This window comes from Chitinophaga varians (genome assembly GCF_014529945.1).
Classification (GTDB): domain Bacteria; phylum Bacteroidota; class Bacteroidia; order Chitinophagales; family Chitinophagaceae; genus Chitinophaga; species Chitinophaga varians.
The window spans coordinates 627,314-646,084 of the sequence record NZ_JACVFB010000004.1 but is presented as its reverse complement, the minus strand read 5'-3'; the positions used below and the strand labels follow the sequence as shown (position 1 = coordinate 646,084).

17 protein-coding genes are annotated in these 18,771 nt (G+C 49.1%); 12 read left to right on the top strand and 5 right to left on the bottom strand.

Annotated features, from left to right (window positions below; genetic code table 11):
* Positions 1-87: 87 nt before the first annotated feature.
* Together ICL55_RS23015 and ICL55_RS23010 are read left to right on the top strand one after the other, a co-directional pair.
* The gene (locus ICL55_RS23015; protein WP_188101773.1) at positions 88-942 is read left to right on the top strand and encodes an SDR family oxidoreductase; all 855 of its coding nucleotides are present in this window, start codon (positions 88-90) and stop codon (positions 940-942) included.
* The gene (locus ICL55_RS23010; RefSeq protein ID WP_188101771.1) at positions 939-1,142 is read left to right on the top strand and encodes a hypothetical protein; all 204 of its coding nucleotides are present in this window, start codon (positions 939-941) and stop codon (positions 1,140-1,142) included. The genes ICL55_RS23015 and ICL55_RS23010 overlap by 4 nt, the downstream gene beginning before the upstream one ends.
* 55 nt (positions 1,143-1,197) lie before the next feature.
* Here ICL55_RS23010 and dusB read toward each other — a convergent pair whose 3' ends face one another.
* Positions 1,198-2,235, bottom strand: a complete 1,038-nt coding sequence (gene dusB, locus ICL55_RS23005; RefSeq protein ID WP_188101769.1) for a tRNA dihydrouridine synthase DusB — start codon at positions 2,233-2,235, stop codon at positions 1,198-1,200.
* A gap of 421 nt (positions 2,236-2,656) precedes the next feature.
* Here dusB and ICL55_RS23000 point away from each other — a divergent pair, with 421 nt between their 5' ends.
* From ICL55_RS23000 to ICL55_RS22980, 5 genes are read left to right on the top strand one after another with little or no spacing between them, the layout of a single operon-like run.
* Positions 2,657-4,036: a mercuric reductase gene (locus tag ICL55_RS23000; protein ID WP_188101767.1), complete on the top strand. Its 1,380-nt coding sequence runs from the start codon at positions 2,657-2,659 to the stop codon at positions 4,034-4,036.
* Positions 4,037-4,079: 43 nt separating this feature from the next.
* Positions 4,080-5,042: an ABC transporter ATP-binding protein gene (locus ICL55_RS22995; RefSeq protein ID WP_188101765.1), complete on the top strand. Its 963-nt coding sequence runs from the start codon at positions 4,080-4,082 to the stop codon at positions 5,040-5,042.
* Entirely contained in the window at positions 5,029-6,597 is a 1,569-nt protein-coding gene (locus ICL55_RS22990) for an ABC transporter permease/substrate-binding protein (protein WP_188101763.1), read from the top strand. Before ICL55_RS22995 ends, ICL55_RS22990 begins: the two co-directional genes overlap by 14 nt.
* Before the next feature lie 12 nt (positions 6,598-6,609).
* Positions 6,610-7,758, top strand: a complete 1,149-nt coding sequence (gene egtB, locus ICL55_RS22985; protein ID WP_188101761.1) for an ergothioneine biosynthesis protein EgtB — start codon at positions 6,610-6,612, stop codon at positions 7,756-7,758.
* Between the two features lie 23 nt (positions 7,759-7,781).
* Positions 7,782-8,777, top strand: a complete 996-nt coding sequence (locus ICL55_RS22980; RefSeq protein WP_188101759.1) for an L-histidine N(alpha)-methyltransferase — start codon at positions 7,782-7,784, stop codon at positions 8,775-8,777.
* Between the two features lie 4 nt (positions 8,778-8,781).
* Here the strand turns inward: ICL55_RS22980 and ICL55_RS22975 are convergent, their stop codons facing one another.
* Together ICL55_RS22975 and ICL55_RS22970 are read right to left on the bottom strand one after the other, a co-directional pair.
* Complete coding sequence (locus ICL55_RS22975; protein WP_188101757.1) at positions 8,782-9,258, bottom strand: DinB family protein; 477 nt, start codon at positions 9,256-9,258, stop codon at positions 8,782-8,784.
* Between the two features lie 11 nt (positions 9,259-9,269).
* Positions 9,270-9,704 carry a DUF2867 domain-containing protein gene (locus ICL55_RS22970; protein ID WP_188101755.1) on the bottom strand — a complete coding sequence of 145 codons (435 nt, stop codon included), beginning with the start codon at positions 9,702-9,704 and terminating at the stop codon, positions 9,270-9,272.
* Positions 9,705-10,014: 310 nt separating this feature from the next.
* Here ICL55_RS22970 and ICL55_RS22965 point away from each other — a divergent pair, with 310 nt between their 5' ends.
* Positions 10,015-12,675 (top strand): carboxypeptidase-like regulatory domain-containing protein, encoded by a 2,661-nt coding sequence (locus ICL55_RS22965; RefSeq protein ID WP_188101753.1) that lies wholly within the window; start codon positions 10,015-10,017, stop codon positions 12,673-12,675.
* A gap of 2 nt (positions 12,676-12,677) precedes the next feature.
* On the opposite strand, the gene ICL55_RS22960 is transcribed toward ICL55_RS22965, so the two are convergent.
* Both ICL55_RS22960 and ICL55_RS22955 read right to left on the bottom strand, forming a co-directional pair.
* Positions 12,678-13,580 (bottom strand): DsbA family protein, encoded by a 903-nt coding sequence (locus ICL55_RS22960; RefSeq protein ID WP_188101750.1) that lies wholly within the window; start codon positions 13,578-13,580, stop codon positions 12,678-12,680.
* Positions 13,581-13,674: 94 nt separating this feature from the next.
* Positions 13,675-14,538, bottom strand: a complete 864-nt coding sequence (locus ICL55_RS22955) for an OmpA/MotB family protein (RefSeq protein ID WP_188101748.1) — start codon at positions 14,536-14,538, stop codon at positions 13,675-13,677.
* Positions 14,539-14,824: 286 nt separating this feature from the next.
* On the opposite strand from ICL55_RS22955, the gene ICL55_RS22950 reads away from it, so the two are divergent.
* The 4 genes from ICL55_RS22950 (at position 14,825) to ICL55_RS22935 (ending at position 18,718) form a co-directional block, all read left to right on the top strand.
* Complete coding sequence (locus ICL55_RS22950; RefSeq protein ID WP_188101746.1) at positions 14,825-15,850, top strand: LacI family DNA-binding transcriptional regulator; 1,026 nt, start codon at positions 14,825-14,827, stop codon at positions 15,848-15,850.
* A 261-nt stretch (positions 15,851-16,111) separates the two neighbouring features.
* The gene (locus tag ICL55_RS22945; protein ID WP_188101744.1) at positions 16,112-17,197 is read left to right on the top strand and encodes an SGNH/GDSL hydrolase family protein; all 1,086 of its coding nucleotides are present in this window, start codon (positions 16,112-16,114) and stop codon (positions 17,195-17,197) included.
* Between the two features lie 235 nt (positions 17,198-17,432).
* On the top strand, positions 17,433-17,915 hold the full coding sequence (locus ICL55_RS22940) for a hypothetical protein (RefSeq protein ID WP_188101742.1): 483 nt from the start codon (positions 17,433-17,435) through the stop codon (positions 17,913-17,915).
* 134 nt (positions 17,916-18,049) lie between these two features.
* Positions 18,050-18,718, top strand: a complete 669-nt coding sequence (locus ICL55_RS22935) for a DUF1349 domain-containing protein (protein ID WP_188101740.1) — start codon at positions 18,050-18,052, stop codon at positions 18,716-18,718.
* The last annotated feature ends 53 nt before the right edge of the window (positions 18,719-18,771 follow it).

Here is an 18,771-nt window from a genome sequence, read left to right as displayed (position 1 = left end):
GCTGATAACGATCAATAACTATTGATATAACGATCATCACTGCCCAACACCGAAATTTGGTTCTTCACCTTAAAAAAGACAAATCAGATGAACACCAATACAGCGTTAATCACAGGCGCCAATGGAATCATAGGCAGGCATTTAACAGAACACCTGATCGCCACCGGTAAATGGCACGTACTGGCTTCCGCGCGTACAGCACTGCATGATAAAACAACGGCCACCTTCGTGCCCCTCGATCTCAACGATGCACAGGCCGTGGCAGCAGCAGGCGATCAACTGAAAACAGTGACCCATGTTTTCTTCAACGCCTATACGGAGCGCCTCACCCCTTATGAACAGGCTGAAGCCAATCTCAAACTACTGAGCAACCTGGTACCTGTACTCGAAAAGGTAGCCCCCGCCCTCAAACGTGTCCTGTTCATACAGGGAGGGAAAGCATACGGCGCACATCTGGGCAGATACAAAACACCAGCGCTGGAGACAGATCCAAGAAGCATCACCCCAAATTTTTACTACGATCAGGAAGATTATCTGCGAAAACAGTCCGTTGGCAAATCATGGTCGTGGACGGCTATTCGCCCCGATATTGTCATTGGCTTTACAGTTGGCACGCCCATGAACCTGGCTAATCTGATCGCGGTATACGCTACGCTTTGTAAAGAAGAAGGTATTCCGATGCGCTTTCTCGGCTCATACAAAGCGTACAACGCCCTTGTTAATATTACCGGCGACAGTGTCCTGTCTAAATCACTGGAATGGGCCGCACTCAATGACAATGCCGAAAATGAAGTCTTCAATATCACCAACGGCGACATCTTCCGCTGGTCGCAGGTATGGCCACAGATCGGGGAATACTTTGGCGTACCGGTAGCCGAGCCACAAACCTTTTCATTAAGGGAATATATGCCAGGGAAAAAGATCTCTGGGCAGCGATCGTGAAAAAGTATAACCTCTCCCCCTATACGCTGGAGCAGCTGGTACAGTGGGGATTTGGAGATGCCATATTCAATGTGGAAGATGATGCTTTCTTTGATGTGAATAAAGCCAGAAGATATGGCTTTCAGGAGATGAACGGGAACAGTACACAAGTGCTGCTGGACGCCTTCGGGCAACTGAAAAACAGGCGTATCATCCCTTAAAAATAAAAGCCCCGACGGTAATGGTCCGTCGGGGCTTTCTATATCGTTTGAATACCTACAGCGGGCATTTCTGATGATAATCGATCATTTCTATGGGTTCCTTTTCAATCTCAATGCCTTTGTAATACGCTTCTACTTCATCCAGCACGGCTTCCACTTCTTCCACTGTTTTCTGCGTCACCAGGCGACTGCGGAATTCTTTGATATTAGGCAGTCCCTTGAGATAGTTGGCATAACAGCCACGCATTTCGTTGATACCCACCACCGGTCCTTTCCATTCCACCGACAGGCGCAGGTGTTTTTTGCTGACAGCGATACGTTCTTCCAGCGTAGGGCCGGCCAGCAATTCCCCGGTTTTCACGTAATGTTTGATTTCGCGGAACAACCACGGATAACCGATAACAGCTCTTCCGATCATGATACCGTCTACCCCATAGCGATTTTTATATTCAACCGCTTTCTGCGGTGAATTGATATCTCCATTGCCGAAAATGGGAATATGTATGCGGGGATTGTTCTTCACTTTTCCGATAAGGGTCCAGTCAGCTTCGCCTTTGTACATCTGACAGCGGGTACGGCCATGGATGGCCAATGCTTTAATACCTACGTCCTGCAGCCTTTCTGCCACTTCTTCGATATTCTTGGTATCATCGTCCCAGCCGAGGCGTGTTTTGACCGTTACTGGCAGCTTGGTGGCCTTTACCACCGCATCGGTAAGACGCACCATCAGATCGAGGTCTTTCAATACCCCGGCGCCGGCGCCACGGCCGGCCACTTTTTTCACCGGACAACCGAAATTGATGTCCAGCAGGTCCGGATTGGTCACATCCACAATTTTAGCGGCCAAAGCCAGACTATCCTCGTCACCCCCGAAAATCTGGATACCCACCGGCCTCTCGTACTCGAAAATATCCAGTTTACGGCGGCACTGGATCGCATCGCGGATCAGGCCTTCACTTGATATAAATTCTGTATACATCAGGTCGGCCCCGGTATCTTTACAGACAGCACGGAAAGGCGGGTCGCTTACATCCTCCATGGGAGCGAGCAACAAGGGGAAATCGGGCAGTGTTATGTTGTCAATCTTAACCAAAATCTGTATTTTCAGGAGCGCAAAGATACGGCATTTGCCGCTGGCACAGAAAGCTGCGGATTCAAATGTTTGTCAAAAACACGTCTTGTCACCCCATTTGGGAACGAATATTGATCCGGATTTCGCGTTCCCAGGTCCCCGGGGCTCATGCCCCGGGCTACGATGTTGTTCAGGTCCTGTGAATGAAAATCGTTTATTATACTTCACTAAAGCCATGGTAGCTACAACATCGTCAAAAGAATCGAGAGTCAGAAACAAAATAGAATTAACCATTTACTGTCATCTCTACCGCATTATTCATGAAAACAGATAAACCATACATATCACATCTTTCCATTAAATAACCTGAACAACATCGTAGCCCGGGGCGTGAGCCCTGGGAACGAAACGGGGACGAAACAAAACGCGAAAAAATAATATCATGCAAAAATTCGACGCAATTGTAATCGGTTCAGGACAGGGCGGCAATCCCCTGGCGAAGAAAATGGCGGAGAAAGGCTGGAAAACCGCCCTGATAGAACAACGGCAGCTCGGCGGCACCTGTATCAATGACGGGTGTACGCCCACCAAAACGATGATCGCCAGCGCACGGATAGCCCATCTGTTGTCTCACAGCGAATCCTGGGGTATCGACAACATGGGTTACACGATCGATCTGCCGGCCATTGTAGCCAGAAAAAACAAAGTCGTGGAGCAATTCCGGAACGGTATCGCCCATAGCCTCGAAAAAGCGGGTGTCACCGTATTGTATGGCACGGCGGCATTCTCTGGTGTAAAAACGCTCTCGGTGGCCATGAATGATGGCGGCAACCAGGAGCTCACGGCGGATCATATCTTCCTCAATACCGGCGCAGCCCCTTATATTCCGGACATTCCCGGTCTCCGCGATGTGCCGTACTTTACTTCCACTACCTTGCAGGACGAGGTGAAGGTGCCACCGGAACTGATCATCCTCGGCGGCAGCTACATCGCTTTGGAAATGGGGCAGCTCTATCGCCGTTTAGGCAGTACCGTTACCATAGTGGAGAAGAGCCCTCAGCTGATGTCCAAAGAAGATCCGGATGTGGCGGCAGTCATGAAAAAAATCCTCGAAGCAGAAGATATACAGGTATTCACCTCCACCACCACAGAAAAAATAAGCGGCAGCCAGGGTAACCTACAAGTACAACTGCAGACAGGTGGTAAATCCAATACCATCACCGGTACACACCTGCTGGTGGCTACCGGGCGCCTGCCTCAAACTGCTACGCTGCAACTGGACAAAACCAACGTCACCCTCGATGAAAAAGGATATGTTCAGATCAATGACCAGCTGGAAACCAGCTGCCCGGGCATCTACGCCATAGGAGACGTAAAACCCGGGCCCGCCTTCACCCATGTCTCTTATAACGACCACCTCATACTCTACAAAAACCTGTTCGAAGAAGCAGAACTCAGCATCAAAACGCGACAGCTGCCTTACTGCATGTTCACCGATCCGCAACTCGGACGTATTGGCCTGTCTGAAACACGCGCCCGCCAGGAAGGATATCCCGTGAAAGTGGCGCACCTGGGCATGGACAAAGTAGCACGGGCCATCGAAACCGGCGAAACGGCAGGCTTTATGAAAGCGATCGTGCACGAACACACCGGACAGCTACTCGGTGCTGCTGTCATTGGTACGGAAGGCGGCGAAGTGATGTCTGTTTTACAAATGGCCATGCTCGGCGGTATAACGGCAACGCAGCTACGGGATATGATCTTCGCTCATCCCCTGTATGCGGAGTCTATCAATAACCTGTTTATGACATTGGAAAAATAAAGGTCAATCTGAGTATTATTTTCCCCAACACCGTCTATATATTATGATCAAAGTATCGCATGTCTCAAAGAGTTTCAGTCACGGTAAAAATGCAGTAAACGACCTGTCTTTTGAAGTACAGCCCGGGGAGACACTCGTATTGCTGGGCACCAGCGGCTGCGGCAAAACCACGACCCTTCGCATGATCAACCGGCTGCTGATACCCGACCAGGGGGAAATCTTTATTCAGGGAAAAGCCATCAGTTCCGAAACACCGGAAACACTGCGCCGCAATATTGGCTATGTGTTGCAGAACACCGGGCTGTTTCCGCATTATACTGTGCTCGAAAATATCAGCGTGGTACCACAACTGCTGCAATGGGACAAAGCACGCATCCGTTCGAGGGCGCTGGCGCTGATGGAAAAACTGCGGTTGCCGGCCGCCTCCTACGCTGACGTATATCCGCAACAGCTCAGTGGCGGGCAACAGCAACGGGTAGGACTCGCACGCGCGCTCGCCGCCGACCCTCCCATCCTGCTGATGGACGAGCCTTTCGGCGCACTCGATCCCCTCACCCGCATCAGCGTACGAAAAGAATTTAAATTGCTCGATGAACTGAACAGCAAGACCATCATTCTTGTTACGCATGATGTGGAAGAAGCATTTGAACTCGGCAGCCGTATCTGTATCATGAACGAAGGACGTATCCAGCAAATGGGCACCGCTACCGAACTGCTGTTTAATCCCGCTAATGATTTTGTGCGGCATTTTCTGGACAAACAACGGCTGGAGCTGGAATTAAAATCGCTCCGGCTGCGCGATATATGGCCTTATCTGGATGAAACCGGCAACGTGGCAGACATCACTCTGTCTGCCGATACCAACTGCTGGGACACACTGGAAAGTCTTACCCACGGCAAAGTCGGCAGTACTTTCCGGGGGGAAAACAAACATCTGGACGGAAACATCCTGATGAACGCTATTACCGCTTATAAAAAAACTATCGGTCAGCATGGACACGCCTGAAACGTTTCTTGATTTTATCCGGCAGCAGTCCGGTAAGCTGCTGGAGCAAACCCTTACCCATACCGGGCTTACGTTCATCTCTGTATTGATAGCCGTATGCATTGGCGTGCCCGCCGGCATCCTGATCTCCCGTCGTAAAAAACTGGCCGGGCCTGTGCTGGGCATCACCGGCATTCTGCAAACCATTCCCAGTATCGCATTGCTGGGATTTATGATACCCTTGCTGGGCATCGGTCCCAAACCGGCGATCGTAGCGTTGTTTCTTTATGCCTTGCTACCAGTGGTGCGTAACACCTACACCGGTATTCTGGGTGTAGACCCCAACATTACCGAAGCCGCCACCGGCATGGGGATGAGCCCGCGGCAGCTGCTGCTGAAAGTACAGTTGCCACTGGCTATGCCCGTCATACTTGCCGGTATCCGTACCGCCACCGTCATCAATGTAGGGGTGGCCACGCTGGCGGCGTATATTGCTGCCGGCGGCCTGGGTGAGTTTATTTTCGGTGGCATCGCGCTCAACAATACCCATATGATGCTTGCCGGCGCCATTCCGGCGGCCTTGCTGGCGATCCTGTTCGACTGGGGACTGTCGCGCCTGCAACGCCTCAATATGCGCAAAGCCCGAAAAACAGTACTGGTACTGCCGGCAGTACTGCTGCTGCTGTCTTCTTTCTACCTGCTGCCAGATACCTATAGTACCCGCATCAAAGCAGGCTTCACACCTGAGTTCATGGGCCGGAAAGACGGCGCCATAGGGCTGCGTAACGTGTATGGCCTTCATCTGCGCACGCTGGTGATCAGTGACATGATCATGTATAAAGCCGCCTACGGGAAAAAACTGGACGTCATCAGCGGCAGCAGCACTGATGGCCGCGTGAAAGCATTTGACCTGATGGTATTGAAAGATGATAAACATATTTTTCCACCTTATTATGCCGCGCCGGTTGTCCGGCAGGCTGTGCTGGAAAAATATCCTGAGCTCGCCCCTGCCCTTGATCAGCTCTCTGGTACAATTAATGATAGCATCATGACAGAGCTCAACTATCGGGTGGATTATCTCAAACAAAATCCGCAGCAGGTAGCCAAAGACTTCCTTGTGTCGGCCCGGCTCTGGAAACCAGCCAGGAACGGCACCAAAGGCACCATCCGCATTGGCGCCAAAATATTCGGTGATGGCTACATTCTGGCTAACATGTACAAAATGCTGATCGAAGGCTATACCGATCTGAACGCCACCACTAAAACAGGGCTCGGCGGCACTAAAATCGTCTTCGACGCGCTGGTCAACGACCAGATAGACATGTACCCGGAATATACCGGCACCGGCCTGCTGGTGATCCTGCAGGCGCCACAGCAAACAATAGACAGCATTATCGGAGACAGTAAAAAAGTATACGATTATGTAAAGAAAGGTTTTGCAGAACAATATCAGGTCCGGTGGCTGCAACCCATCGGCTTCAACAATACCTACGCGCTGATGATGCGCCGGGAACAGGCTTCCAGGCTACATATCAACAGCATTTCCGATTTAGCAAAATATGTGCATCATCACTAACCACCAGTAGTCATGCAATTGAAAAAAGATTATTTCACAGTACGCAACCGAACGGAAGATATCTGTGCGCCGCTCAAAACGGAGGATTATGTAGTACAGCCGGTAGTGGATGTAAGTCCCCCCAAATGGCATCTCGGGCATACCACCTGGTTTTTCGAAACATTTATACTGATACCTAACGCGAAAGGATATACGGAATTTGATCCGCAATATAATTTTGTCTTTAACAGTTATTACGAATCGGTAGGCGCCCGCGTAATCCGCACGGACCGCGGCAATCTGAGCCGGCCTGCCGTGGAAGACATCATGCGGTACCGCCGTCATGTGGACGACGCCATGGCAGTATTCCTGGATACCGCGCACCCGCCGGAGCTACAAGCGCTCATCACCCTTGGGCTCAACCATGAAGAGCAACACCAGGAGCTGTTGTATACCGACATCAAATACATACTCGGACATAACCCGCTCTTTCCGGCCTACAACCCGGCTAAAACATCTCCTGCCGCAACAAAAGCGGCCGGTTCTTGGTTAGAGATGAAGGCAGGGGTATATGACATCGGATTCTCCGGTAACGGTTTCTGCTTTGATAATGAGTTGGGCCGGCATAAAGTATACCTGGGAGACTATCGTCTTAGTGAAACGCTGGTCACCAATGCGGAATACCTCGACTTTATACAGGCGGGTGGCTACCGCGACTTCCGCTACTGGCACGCGGAAGGATGGGACTGGGTAAAGAAAAACCAGGTGGAAATGCCGATGTACTGGTACAATATCAACGGCCAATGGATGCATTACAACTGGCAGGGCCTGCAACCCCTGCTTCCGGATGCCTCCCTGTGCCATATCAGCTACTATGAGGCCGCCGCCTTTGCAGCCTGGAAAGGCATGCGCCTGCCGACGGAATTCGAATGGGAAGCAGCTGCCCCTCAATTGGCATGGGGAACACGCTGGGAATGGACGGAAAGCGCCTATCTCCCCTATCCGGGCTTCACCAAAGCCCCCGGCGCCATCGGCGAATACAACGGTAAATTCATGATCAATCAGATGGTACTCAGGGGCGCCTCAGAAGTAACGCCCCCACATCATAGCCGCATCACTTACCGCAACTTCTTCCATCCTTCCCTGCGATGGCAGTTTACCGGTATCAGGCTGGCAAAATAGGCTTTCATCTAAAAAGACTGCGTATGCAAACCACTGTAATTCCAGGCCGTACGGTCCTATGTAAAAGAAAACCGGTGACCGGCACTTTTTATCAGGAAGTAGTTAAAGGACTCAGCGCACCGCAGAAATATCTGGACTCCAAATATTTTTATGATGCAGAAGGTGACCGGCTGTTTCAACAAATCATGCAATGCCAGGAGTACTACCTGACCGGCTGTGAAATGGAAATCCTTACGGCCCGTTCCGCCGAAATAGCGGCCACCCTCGTGCAACAGGCCCATACCTTCGATGTAGTGGAACTGGGCGCCGGCGACGCTACCAAGTCCATCCATCTGCTGCGGCAACTGCTTGCTAACGGAACAGACTTCACCTACTTTCCCATCGACATTTCTGCTAACGTGATCGCGCAGCTGGAACAACAATTACCGGCCGTCCTCCCCGACCTGCGGATGAAAGGCCTGAACGGGGAATACTTCGACATGCTGCAACAGGCAAACACCTACAGCCATAAAAAGAAGGTGGTATTGTTTATGGGCGCCAACATCGGCAATTTCAACAGCGCTGCGGCCCATGATTTCTGTATGGAGCTAAGGGATTATCTGCTGCCTGGCGACCTGCTGCTGACAGGCTTCGACCTCAAAAAAAATCCACAGGTGATCCTGCGTGCCTATAATGATGAAGCAGGCATTACCCGTGCGTTTAACTTCAACCTGCTGACCCGTATCAACCGGGAGCTGGACGCTGATTTCGACATCAGAAAATTTGAACACTATCCCACGTACGATCCAGGTACCGGCGCCTGTAAAAGTTATCTGATCAGTCTGGAAAAACAGCAGGTACACATCGGTCAGGATGTCCATATCGACTTTGAAGCCGATGAACCACTGTATATGGAAATATCACAGAAATACTCACTTGCAGAAACAGAGCAACTGGCCATCGAAACAGGGTTTCAGCCGGTTGCCCGCTTCTTCGACAATAAAAAATGGTTTGTGGACGCCCTCTGGCAAAGAGTGTAAACAACTATTTCCAGGCGTTCAATAACCGGCGTATGGCAATGATCTCACCGGTGTGATAGCTGGTATGGTCCGCTATCAGCACCGCTTCGCGGAACAGGTGCTGCCCGTCGCCATACGGAAAAGGCTGGAACAGGTCAGCATCCGGCGCCTCCAGCAGTTCAACGAAAGCATGCGTGTCGGCCCGGATCTGGTCGAGGCTCTTCTGCCATACATGATCATTGGCCGGCGCCGATGCTTTGGGCCAGTAGCCCTCAGGCCAGCGGGGCGACTTATAATCGGCATCCCGGCTGAATTCCAGAATATCAGCCTGCGTAATCCTGATATGTTCCACCAGCTGCCAGATGCTGTAAGGCAGCCGTTCAGGTACCACGCCCCGCAGTTCTGCCGGCAGGCCTTTCACCGCCTCCGCAAAACTCACATGCGCATGAGCTTTTAATAACAGATCTTTCAATGTCTTAATGATCTCCTTTTTGGTGTCCATAGCAACAGCGTTTAAATTAGTTTACGGATCATTCCCGGAAATATAAACCCATGAAAGGGCAACATCGTATACCAATACAATTTTCCTGCTAAACCCGTTGCTTTGAAAGAGGCCGTCTGCATCAAATGGCCATCGACAACCCTAAATTCCAGCCAGGCTTCACCCGGTAACTTCATCTCTGCCGATAATAGTAACCGGCCCGCTTCGCGGTCCGCTACCTGGACCCGCCACACATCCAGATAATCCCCCGCCCGTAAATCGGAAGGATGCCTGCGGCCCCTCCTCAATCCCGGACCTCCCACCAGCTCGTCCAGGTAACCACGCAACTGCCACATCCAGTTGCCATAATACCAACCACGCTCTCCTCCTATCGCCCATATCCGTGCTATCGTCGCTTCCCTGTCTGTTATTTTCTCCGTTCTTTTGTCTTCAAAATATTCTATCATTTTTTAAAATATTTTATCACCTTTGCGCTACTCCGGCTACGCGAATGTAGTACACAACAACTTGTAAAGCCCAAAATTTCGGTTTGTTAACCGTTCCTCGATAACAATCGCTTAACAACTGTTTACGAAATTGAATTTCCGCAATAACCTTCACAAGTGCGACCTTAGCCTGTATCACAATCATCCATCCCGCTATTAGCGCGGTGCAACCAAAACAGTACTTCATAACCCATTAATATATTCACTACTCCATGCACTTGAAAAACTAATGCAGGCCACTACAACTGGATTTAACCAAATTAAACGGCAATTGGTCCTCCTCTTGCTGGGTTGTTGTGCCTCTGCAACATTGTACGCGCAACATACCATCAAAGGGACCATCTATCAGAAAGACACCAGAAAAACGCTTACCGGCGCAGCTGTATTGCTCTACGATGAAAAGGCCCGCATAAAGGCCCATACACAATCAGACGAACACGGTAATTTCATTATTGAAAATGTACAGATAGGCTTCTATCGGCTATTGGTCAGCTTTATGGGCAACCGGACAGAAATGATCCCTGTGGAAGTCAATCCCCGGGTGAAAGTAGTCACCTTCAACTATATCCAGCTCTCTCCCAGCATCAGCCTCAGCAGAGTGGAAGTAAAGGCAGACCGGCCATTGATGTCCATCCGAAAGGATACCATCGAGTTTAACGCCGGGGAACTACCCACGCTGCCCAATGCCAATATGCATGAACTCATCGAAAAAATCCCCGGGCTCACCGTAGATGAGAACGGCAATCTCTTTTACCTGGGATCACCCATTAAAGAACTGTTTGTTGACGGACGCTCGTTGTTGCAAAACATGAGTAACGTCAGACGGGTCATGGAAATACTGAAAGCCGATCTCGCAGAAAAAATTCAGATCTCAGATAAAAAAAATATTTCAGGCATCACCGAACCCGGCAAAAATGAAAAAGTGCTCAACATTGTGGTGAAAAATGAAATGAAAAAAGGTGTTCGCGGCACCGTTACCGGTGGATACGGAACCCACGATCGCTACAACACCGGCGCCACCCTCAATATGTTCCGGAAAAAATTCACCCTGCTGGGCGATGTGCTCACCAATAACAATAATACCCAAAGTGATGCCAGCACCAACTACCGGAGCAACTCTATCGGCAGCAATCAACAGGGGACCAATAAAATATTTAATGTCGGCGCCTACACCACCGCGGAAATCGGGAAGAAGATCAAACTCAGTGTAAACCTGAGGCATCAGGAACAGGATATGATCAGCAACGAACTACAGGAACAGGAAAACATCTTTGCCGACAGCAGCACGTTCTATCATAGCAATGCTCAAAAACATCTGACCGGCAAACGGAATGGCGGTATTCTCTTCATGGACATCCAACCCAATATCAATAACAAAATTATTGTAATGGCCAATGTCGAAAGAGAAATGAGAAAAGCAGACAACAAGCGGCTGTACAACACCACCGACAGCCGCATGGACACGCTCAACAGCGGTACCCTCCACAATAACGATAGTGCCGTCAATAAAGCTTTAGACCTTACGACCAGCTACTCCCATAAATTCGGTAAAACAGGAAGGATATTATCACTCCAGACATCCCTGAGAAAAACCTGGCAGTACAGCTACCAGTCCAATATCAGCCAAAACAATGTCTTCCGTCCGTTATATCACGCAGATACCATTAATCAGTACGTCGCGCCGAAAAATGAGGTGTCAAATGTATCCACCTCAGTAACATACAGCGAGCCTATCGGAAAATACTGGTCACTGGCCATGGCCTATGCATTTCAGAACGCACTCACCAGGAACCGGCAGAACACTTTCGATTTTAACCTGTTCAAGCATGACTATATCATCAATGACTCGCTGACATACCGGTTTAACAGCAGGATCGTGAACCATACGGTGAAACCATCCCTCACCTATAACAAAGGGAAACTAATGCTCATCGGCGCCGCCGGGCTTTCACTTAGTACGCTCACGAGCGACAACTTTACCACCCGTAACAAAGCCGTGCGGCACACTACCTATGTAGACCGTGCACTCAGCGCCGTCATCAAGATAGATCCTTATAAAACGCTCAACATCTCGCTCAATGGGGTAACACTGCCGCTGGACGCACAGCTGTTATGGCCCATCAACAACAACAGTAACCCGCTCTATGTTCAACTCGGCAATCCGGAGTTGATCAACGCCTTCGCCAATACGCTGGCACTCACCTACTTTTCCAACAGTATCAAAGGAGTAGCCTTCGGCCATAATCTTGAAGCGCGATATATCCAACATTCATTTTCCACTTCGGTGTTCACAGATTCTCTCGGCAGACAGGTAAGCATGCCTATTAATGTGTCGGGGACCTGGGGGGTTACAGATAATACCACGCTGGGGTTTCGGCTCAAAACTCCCGGCATCACCATCAATTACAACAATGTATTTGAATACAACAGGACTGCTTCACAAATCAATCATCTCGATAATATCACCAAAAAGTATTCTCTTATTCAGGGCCTTGCGGCTTCCGTGAACTGGCAAAAAAGGATGGAGTTTATAGCTAAAGTGGAAGTAGATTACAGAGGTTCAATGCTCTCCCTTCAGAATGATCATTACACCGATTACATTCAGTATACGCTTGCGTTTAATGCAAATGCATGGCTGCCGCAGGATTTTAATATCGGCTCCAACGTTCAGTACATCAATAATACCGATGCCGCCACCCATTTCACCCTGCTCAATGGATGGATCGGTAAGACGTTGCTGCCCAACAGGGCACTCTCTGCCAAGTTCTATGCATTCGACCTGCTGCGGCAAAATAAAAGTGTGATCATCTATTACGGTTCCACTTACCGGGAAAGGCTGGAAACCACCAACCTCTCCCAGTATTATATGTTCAGCCTTACGTATTCCTACGGCCGTAAAAGCAGCAAAACATCTACGCTTAAAGTACCCTGATATCAACGCGTCCATAATGCTCCACCACCGGCGACGGTCACCTGCAGGTGGCCGTCCCGGTGAAAAGCATCGAGTTGTGCATGGGCTGCTTCCATCGTCAGGTCATTCAGCACCGCATATTCTTTGGTGGTCAGTGTGGGGAAGTAGGAAAAAGTATCCAGTCCGCGCAGATAGGTGCGCGCCGCGGCTGCCGGAAAAAGTTTATGCAGCGTGGTGGTAAATACCACATAAGGTTTGGCGCCGTATATCAGCTCTTTGTGGCCGTCGGCGCTGATCATAAATACGGACGGAAAGCCACGCACGCCCATTTGTGCACGCAGTTGCAGGTCCTGTTCAAACAGTGCCGGCGCTGTATGTTCAAAGTCATGTTGCAGTTGCGCGGTATCCAGCTGTGCATACGCGGCGGCGGCCAGCACGGGTTCAGGGCGACAAATATTCTTTTTTTGCAGGAAAAGCATTTCTCGCAGGCGGCGCAGGAAAATCACACTTTTATGCTCGTCCTGCAGCTGCGCGGCCTTAAACCAGATGGAAGGCGGATAGGAAGACGGTAGAGGATCCTCGAGCCACACGTTGCCGTCTATCGGCATCTGGTAATGACCGCTCACCTCCTCCCAGTGATGGGCCACATCTGACGGCCCGCTGATACCGCCGGAATTGTATACGTCCCAGGAAGGCAACAGTCCACCCATGTGATAACGGATATCGAGCAAATGCCCATATTCCAGTTTTAAACGGCGCCATTGCGGCTCAATGCCCCAACAGGTGGAACAGATCGGGTCTGTAAAATAAATAAGCTGTAAGGGCTTATCAGTTGGCAATGTAGTATGCTCTCCGCCAGCGGCGGCAGTGGCACCGGGAATCTCACAAACACCGGTCGCCGGATCACAGAATAAAGGTTCTCGCATAATATAAAAACGTAAAAACGGGAAGGTACAATAAAAAAAGAAGGCCTGCATAGGTGATATGCAGACCTTCCTTTTTTATTGTAACAGGAAATGATTAGTTGCCGGCTGGTTTCTCCAGTAATTTGAAGAACTGGTCCAGCTGCGGCAGAATCACGATTCTAGTTCTGCGGTTGGCGCCACGTCCTTCCGGCGTATCGTTGGATGCTACCGGTTGGTATTCGCTGCGGCCGGCTGCTGTCATCCGTGCTGCCGGTATCTGGTATTGGTTCTGCAGAATACGCACTACGGAAGTAGCTCTCTTCACGCTCAGGTCCCAGTTGTCCAGCAATACGTTCGGACGGTAAGGCACGTTGTCGGTATGACCTTCTACCATAAACTCGATATCAGGCTGATTGATGAGCACTTTGGCCACTTTGCCCAATACATCTTTCGCACGGTCGGTCACGTCGTAGCTGCCGCTCTTGAACAGCAGTTTATCGGAAATATCGATATACACTACTCCTTTTTCTACCTTGATGTTGATGTCCTTGTCATCCATATTGCCAACGGCTCCTTTCAGGTTCATCACCAGCTGCATGTTCAGGGAGTCTTTACGCGCAATGGCAGACTGCAGGTCTTTGATGTAGGCGTCTTTTGCACCAATGTTGTCAAGTGACTTCTTAATGCTTTCCGCCTGGGCATTGGATATAACAGACAGCTCTTTCAGGTGGTCCAGCATCTGTGAGTTGTTGGTTTTCAACTGTGCCTGTTGTTCCTGCAGATTGTCCATCTTGTCTTTGTAACTGGCTGCTGCTCTTGCGGCGTCTTCTTCACATTTTTTGCGCTGGTTCTCTGTAGCCCTGTAGAGACTATCCAGTCGTGCATACCTTGCTTCAGACTCTCTCAGTTTCCTGGGTGCAGAGCAGGAGGCCATAATGGTGATAAGTGCCACAGGTAAGGCTAAGTGTTCTATCCTCATAAAATAGATTTTAAATAAAACTAATCTAACAAATAAAATATATAAAAAATGGCAGAGGTTCAATGGAGGATGCACGAAAGTAGCAAATAACAAGCCGAAGAGTACAGGCATTAAAGAATTCTAATCTTTTTACATTAAACTAGTTTTCTATATCTTTAGTTAAATGATGTATATTCAATTCGTTAAATGAACCCATAAAAAAAAGTTAATATTATACAAGAACTAAGTAACTTGGCAACCTGGCGCATATTGCTGAATCTATTTTCCATTAATTGCTGTAAAATGTATGAGAAAGGTGGTTTCTTCGGGTCAACCAACAATAAAGGAAATTGCAAAAAGGCTGAATATCTCTGTATCTACTGTATCAAGGGCATTACATGACCATCACAGTATCGGATTGAGGACCAAAGCCCGGGTAAAAGCGCTGGCAGAGGAATTAAACTACGAGCGCAATCAGACGGCGGTTTATTTTCAGCAGGGTAAAACCTTTACCATCGGCATCCTGTTGCCCGAACTGTCTGAAGCCTTTTTCTCCAGCGCCATCAGCGGAATAGAAGATACCGCCTACAGTAATAACTACACCGTACTACTGGGACAATCACATGACGACGAAGCCCGGGAAAAGCAGATCATCCAGAGCATGAAACAACATCGGGTAGACGGTTGTATTGTGTCTATCGGTAAAAATACCCGTAACTACGATCACTTCGAAATGTTGCGCCAGGCACGTATTCCCGTGGTGTTCTTCGACCGTGTGCCTGACCTCCATGATATCCATGCCGTATCCTGTAACCTGGAATCCGGTACCATACAGGCAGTGGATTTTCTGCTGAAAAAAGGACATCGGGTAATTGGTATGATCAACGGTCCTGAGCAACTGGTGGCCAGCAAGGAAAGGGCTACCGGCTACATCAAGGCGTTGCGCAAACATCGCCTCAAATACGACCCTGAACTGATTGTCAACGCCGACCTCACCGCCGCCGGCACAGACACCGCCATGGAATACCTGTTGTCGCTGAAACGAAAAGTAACCGCCGTAGTCACCTTCAATGACTATGTGGCCATGGATGCAGTACAATACGCGCTTAAAAGAAAACTGGAAATAAACAAAGACATTACTTTTGTATCTTACGCCAACACGCCGGTCAGCGGATATACAGCTTTTCCGCCGGCTGCTTCGGTAGAACAGTTCCCCTATGAACAGGGACAGGCTGCCACCAATATGCTGCTGTCGCTCCTCAACGGAGAGCATGCGCTGAATGACTATACCAACACCATTATGGAGTCGAGATTAGTGATACATGACCGGTAAAAATCAGGGGGCTTGGCGATAACCTTGCCACAGTGCGGCACCGTGGCACAGGCTAATCGACCTCATTGTTCGCTGTTCTGTAATTGCTGCTTAGAGCTGAAATCTATTTTCTGTAATTGCTCCACTATTTTAGAGAATTCTTTCGACATTCCGTGTACGCAAACGCTTGCGTTATCCGCGCAAGCGTTTGCGTAAAGCCCTTAAAACATGCTTTTCTGTCTCTTTTCCTGTATCTTGTCCGGTGCTAACCAATAATCACGTATGATGAACAAAACGATGCTATCCCTGATGGCACTGCTGATGTGCTGCAGCCACCTCTTTGCACAAACACCCTCGCTTGTTTACCACGATGCCAGGGAGTTTCCCATAATCGGTAAATACCACCAGGAACCTAACTATAACCGGCTTCCGGCCAGATACGAGAAAACGGTAAGACCGGCCGTATGGGCGCTGAGCCGCAATGCCGCAGGCATCGCCATCCGCTTCCGCACCAATGCCACCAGCATCGGCGCCCGCTGGAAAGTACTCAACAACACCTCCATGAACCATATGACCGCCACGGGTATCAGAGGCCTCGACCTCTATGCGCTGGTGAATAATCAATGGCAATTCGTTAACAGCGCCATCCCGGAAAACGGTTTTAACTCGGAACGTACCATACTCAAAAAAGGCGACAGCACCTGGCGGGAATATGTGCTCTTCCTTCCCTTGTATGATGGTGTAGATTCTCTCTCCATCGGCGTTAATACAGGCGCGCTGATCGAAAAGCCACAGCAGCCACTGCTGCTGGACAAAAAACCAATCGTATACTATGGCAGCAGCATTGCACAAGGCGGATGCGCTACCCGGCCCGGCATGGCTTATACCAATATCCTCGTTCGCCAGCTACAACGCCCCATCGTCAATCTCGGCTTCAGCGGCAACGGCATGTTCGAAACTTCCGTAGGCGAAGCCATCTGCGAAACAGACCCTTCCCTCATTGTCATCGATTGTAATCCGAATACCCAGCCGGAACTGATATATGAACGCGCAGTGATACTGATAGCGCAAATACGCGCCTGTAAACCGCAAACACGCATACTACTGGTGGAGAACTACATGTATGAACATGGCTATTTTGAAAAAGACATCCGTGATATCGTATTCCGTAAAAGAGCGGAACTGAAAAAAGCCTATGCCTACCTGCAGAAAGCCGGTGTTAAAAACCTGTATTATCTCAGCGGCGACGGCTTCCTCGGCAACGACCATGAAGGTACCGTAGACGGCGTACATCCCACCGACGTAGGCATGGAACGCTTTGCAGCCCACATTCTTCCCACCCTGCGCAAACTGGCCAAAGATCAGTAAACGCTCCCCTACGCCGGATGATAAGCCTTACATGTGTTAATTTCCCTATTTAATGAATGTTAAAATTATCATCCGGCTTTAGCTCTCTCTTCCTTGATGACGCAGCGTTTTCGCCCTGTTCCATCGTAATGCCATTTTTATGTAAAATACCCCATTCCCACGCCCTGAGCTGTTTTCCAGCCAAATGGCCGAACTTTATACTGCAAAAATCTATTCATCTGTAAATCTTAAGATTATGAAAAAGATGATGATTTATCTGTTAGCCACAGGAATCAGCGTATTTGCAGCTGTTCCGACTCATGCCAGCGATGCAAGCCGTCACCGGCACAGGACAAAAGAGGAAAAACGAGAAGCCAGAGCCGAAAGGAAAGAAGCCAGAGCTGAAAAAAGAGAAGAAAGAAGAACAGGTATGACCATGGACAAAAACATGAACATGAACACAAACATGAACATGAATATGAATACAACTAACCCCATGCCTGTCAATACCTACTACTACAATAGCATGTTGTATCCGCAACCTGCATTACCGGTAATGGAAGATTTTATACCTTCCAACATCCTGACTAATCTGAAAACAACCTACGGCTCCGATCTGTATGATGTTACTTCCATGAAATGCAACAATGGTGGTGATTGTTATACTGTACGCGTTATTAAAAACGGCGCTGTACAAACTTTTGTAGTAAATGCGGATGGTAATACTGTTGTACAATAACAGTTTGTCATCTCCTGCTCAACAACCTGACCATCACCGGCCAGGTTGTTGTTTTTTGCCATCCTGCCCCGAAGCTATAACACCGGAAATTTTTTTTATATATTGGGCGCCAGTATTTATTTAAAACCACGATAGTGAAAAAGAAACTTTTTGTACTCGGTAGCCTGATCATGGCATTTTTCAGCGCTATAGCCAATCCGGCAGACAGCGTCCGGATCAAAGGCATACCCTATCCCTGTAGCTGGATCAACACACCACAAAGCTTTAATGCGGCTGCCGACAGCCTCACCATCACCGCTGCGCAAGGCTCCGATTTTTACAATTATCCCGGAGGCAACTATAACATTGCTACCGCTCCCATCCTGGTTTTTAAACCGGACGAGAACTTTGTGCTCACCGCTAAAATCAAAGTGGATTTCAAAAAAACGTATGATGGTGGCGCCATTTATGTGATGGTGGATTCTACCCAATACATCAAATTCCTCTTTGAAAACAGCCATTACGGTAAACTCTCCGTATGCTCCGGCGTGACCAACACCTACACCGACGATAGCAACAACGCTGTTACCAGCAAAAACGAAGTGTATTTCCGCCTGGCAAAATCAGGTAACATGTTCGGGCTTTTCTATTCCCTGGAAGGAAAAAACTGGGAAGCAATCCGCCTGGTAAACTTCGTGCCTAAAGCACCCATCAAAGTTGGTTTTTCTTCCCAGTCACCACTGGGAGAAGCCTGTACCAGCACGTTCTCTGAGATTGTTTATACACCAGGTGTATTTAAAGATGCGAAAACCGGAGGGATGTGATCACGCAAAGGCGCAAAGCAGCAAAGAGCGCAAAGAATAGAATAAGAAAATAA

Bases quoted from the DNA above. Each gene is read 5' to 3' on its own strand.
- ICL55_RS22940 (WP_188101742.1), top strand. From the start codon at position 17,433: ATGAAAAAGATGATGATTTATCTGTTAGCCACAGGAATCAGCGTATTT.
- ICL55_RS22990 (WP_188101763.1), top strand. From the start codon at position 5,029: ATGGACACGCCTGAAACGTTTCTTGATTTTATCCGGCAGCAGTCCGGT.
- ICL55_RS22980 (WP_188101759.1), top strand. From the start codon at position 7,782: ATGCAAACCACTGTAATTCCAGGCCGTACGGTCCTATGTAAAAGAAAA.
- ICL55_RS23000 (WP_188101767.1), top strand. From the start codon at position 2,657: ATGCAAAAATTCGACGCAATTGTAATCGGTTCAGGACAGGGCGGCAAT.
- ICL55_RS22950 (WP_188101746.1), top strand. From the start codon at position 14,825: ATGAGAAAGGTGGTTTCTTCGGGTCAACCAACAATAAAGGAAATTGCA.
- ICL55_RS22955 (WP_188101748.1), bottom strand. From the start codon at position 14,538: ATGAGGATAGAACACTTAGCCTTACCTGTGGCACTTATCACCATTATG.
- ICL55_RS22975 (WP_188101757.1), bottom strand. From the start codon at position 9,258: ATGGACACCAAAAAGGAGATCATTAAGACATTGAAAGATCTGTTATTA.
- ICL55_RS22960 (WP_188101750.1), bottom strand. From the start codon at position 13,580: ATGCGAGAACCTTTATTCTGTGATCCGGCGACCGGTGTTTGTGAGATT.
- egtB (WP_188101761.1), top strand. From the start codon at position 6,610: ATGCAATTGAAAAAAGATTATTTCACAGTACGCAACCGAACGGAAGAT.
- ICL55_RS22945 (WP_188101744.1), top strand. From the start codon at position 16,112: ATGATGAACAAAACGATGCTATCCCTGATGGCACTGCTGATGTGCTGC.
- ICL55_RS22970 (WP_188101755.1), bottom strand. From the start codon at position 9,704: ATGATAGAATATTTTGAAGACAAAAGAACGGAGAAAATAACAGACAGG.
- ICL55_RS23015 (WP_188101773.1), top strand. From the start codon at position 88: ATGAACACCAATACAGCGTTAATCACAGGCGCCAATGGAATCATAGGC.
- ICL55_RS22995 (WP_188101765.1), top strand. From the start codon at position 4,080: ATGATCAAAGTATCGCATGTCTCAAAGAGTTTCAGTCACGGTAAAAAT.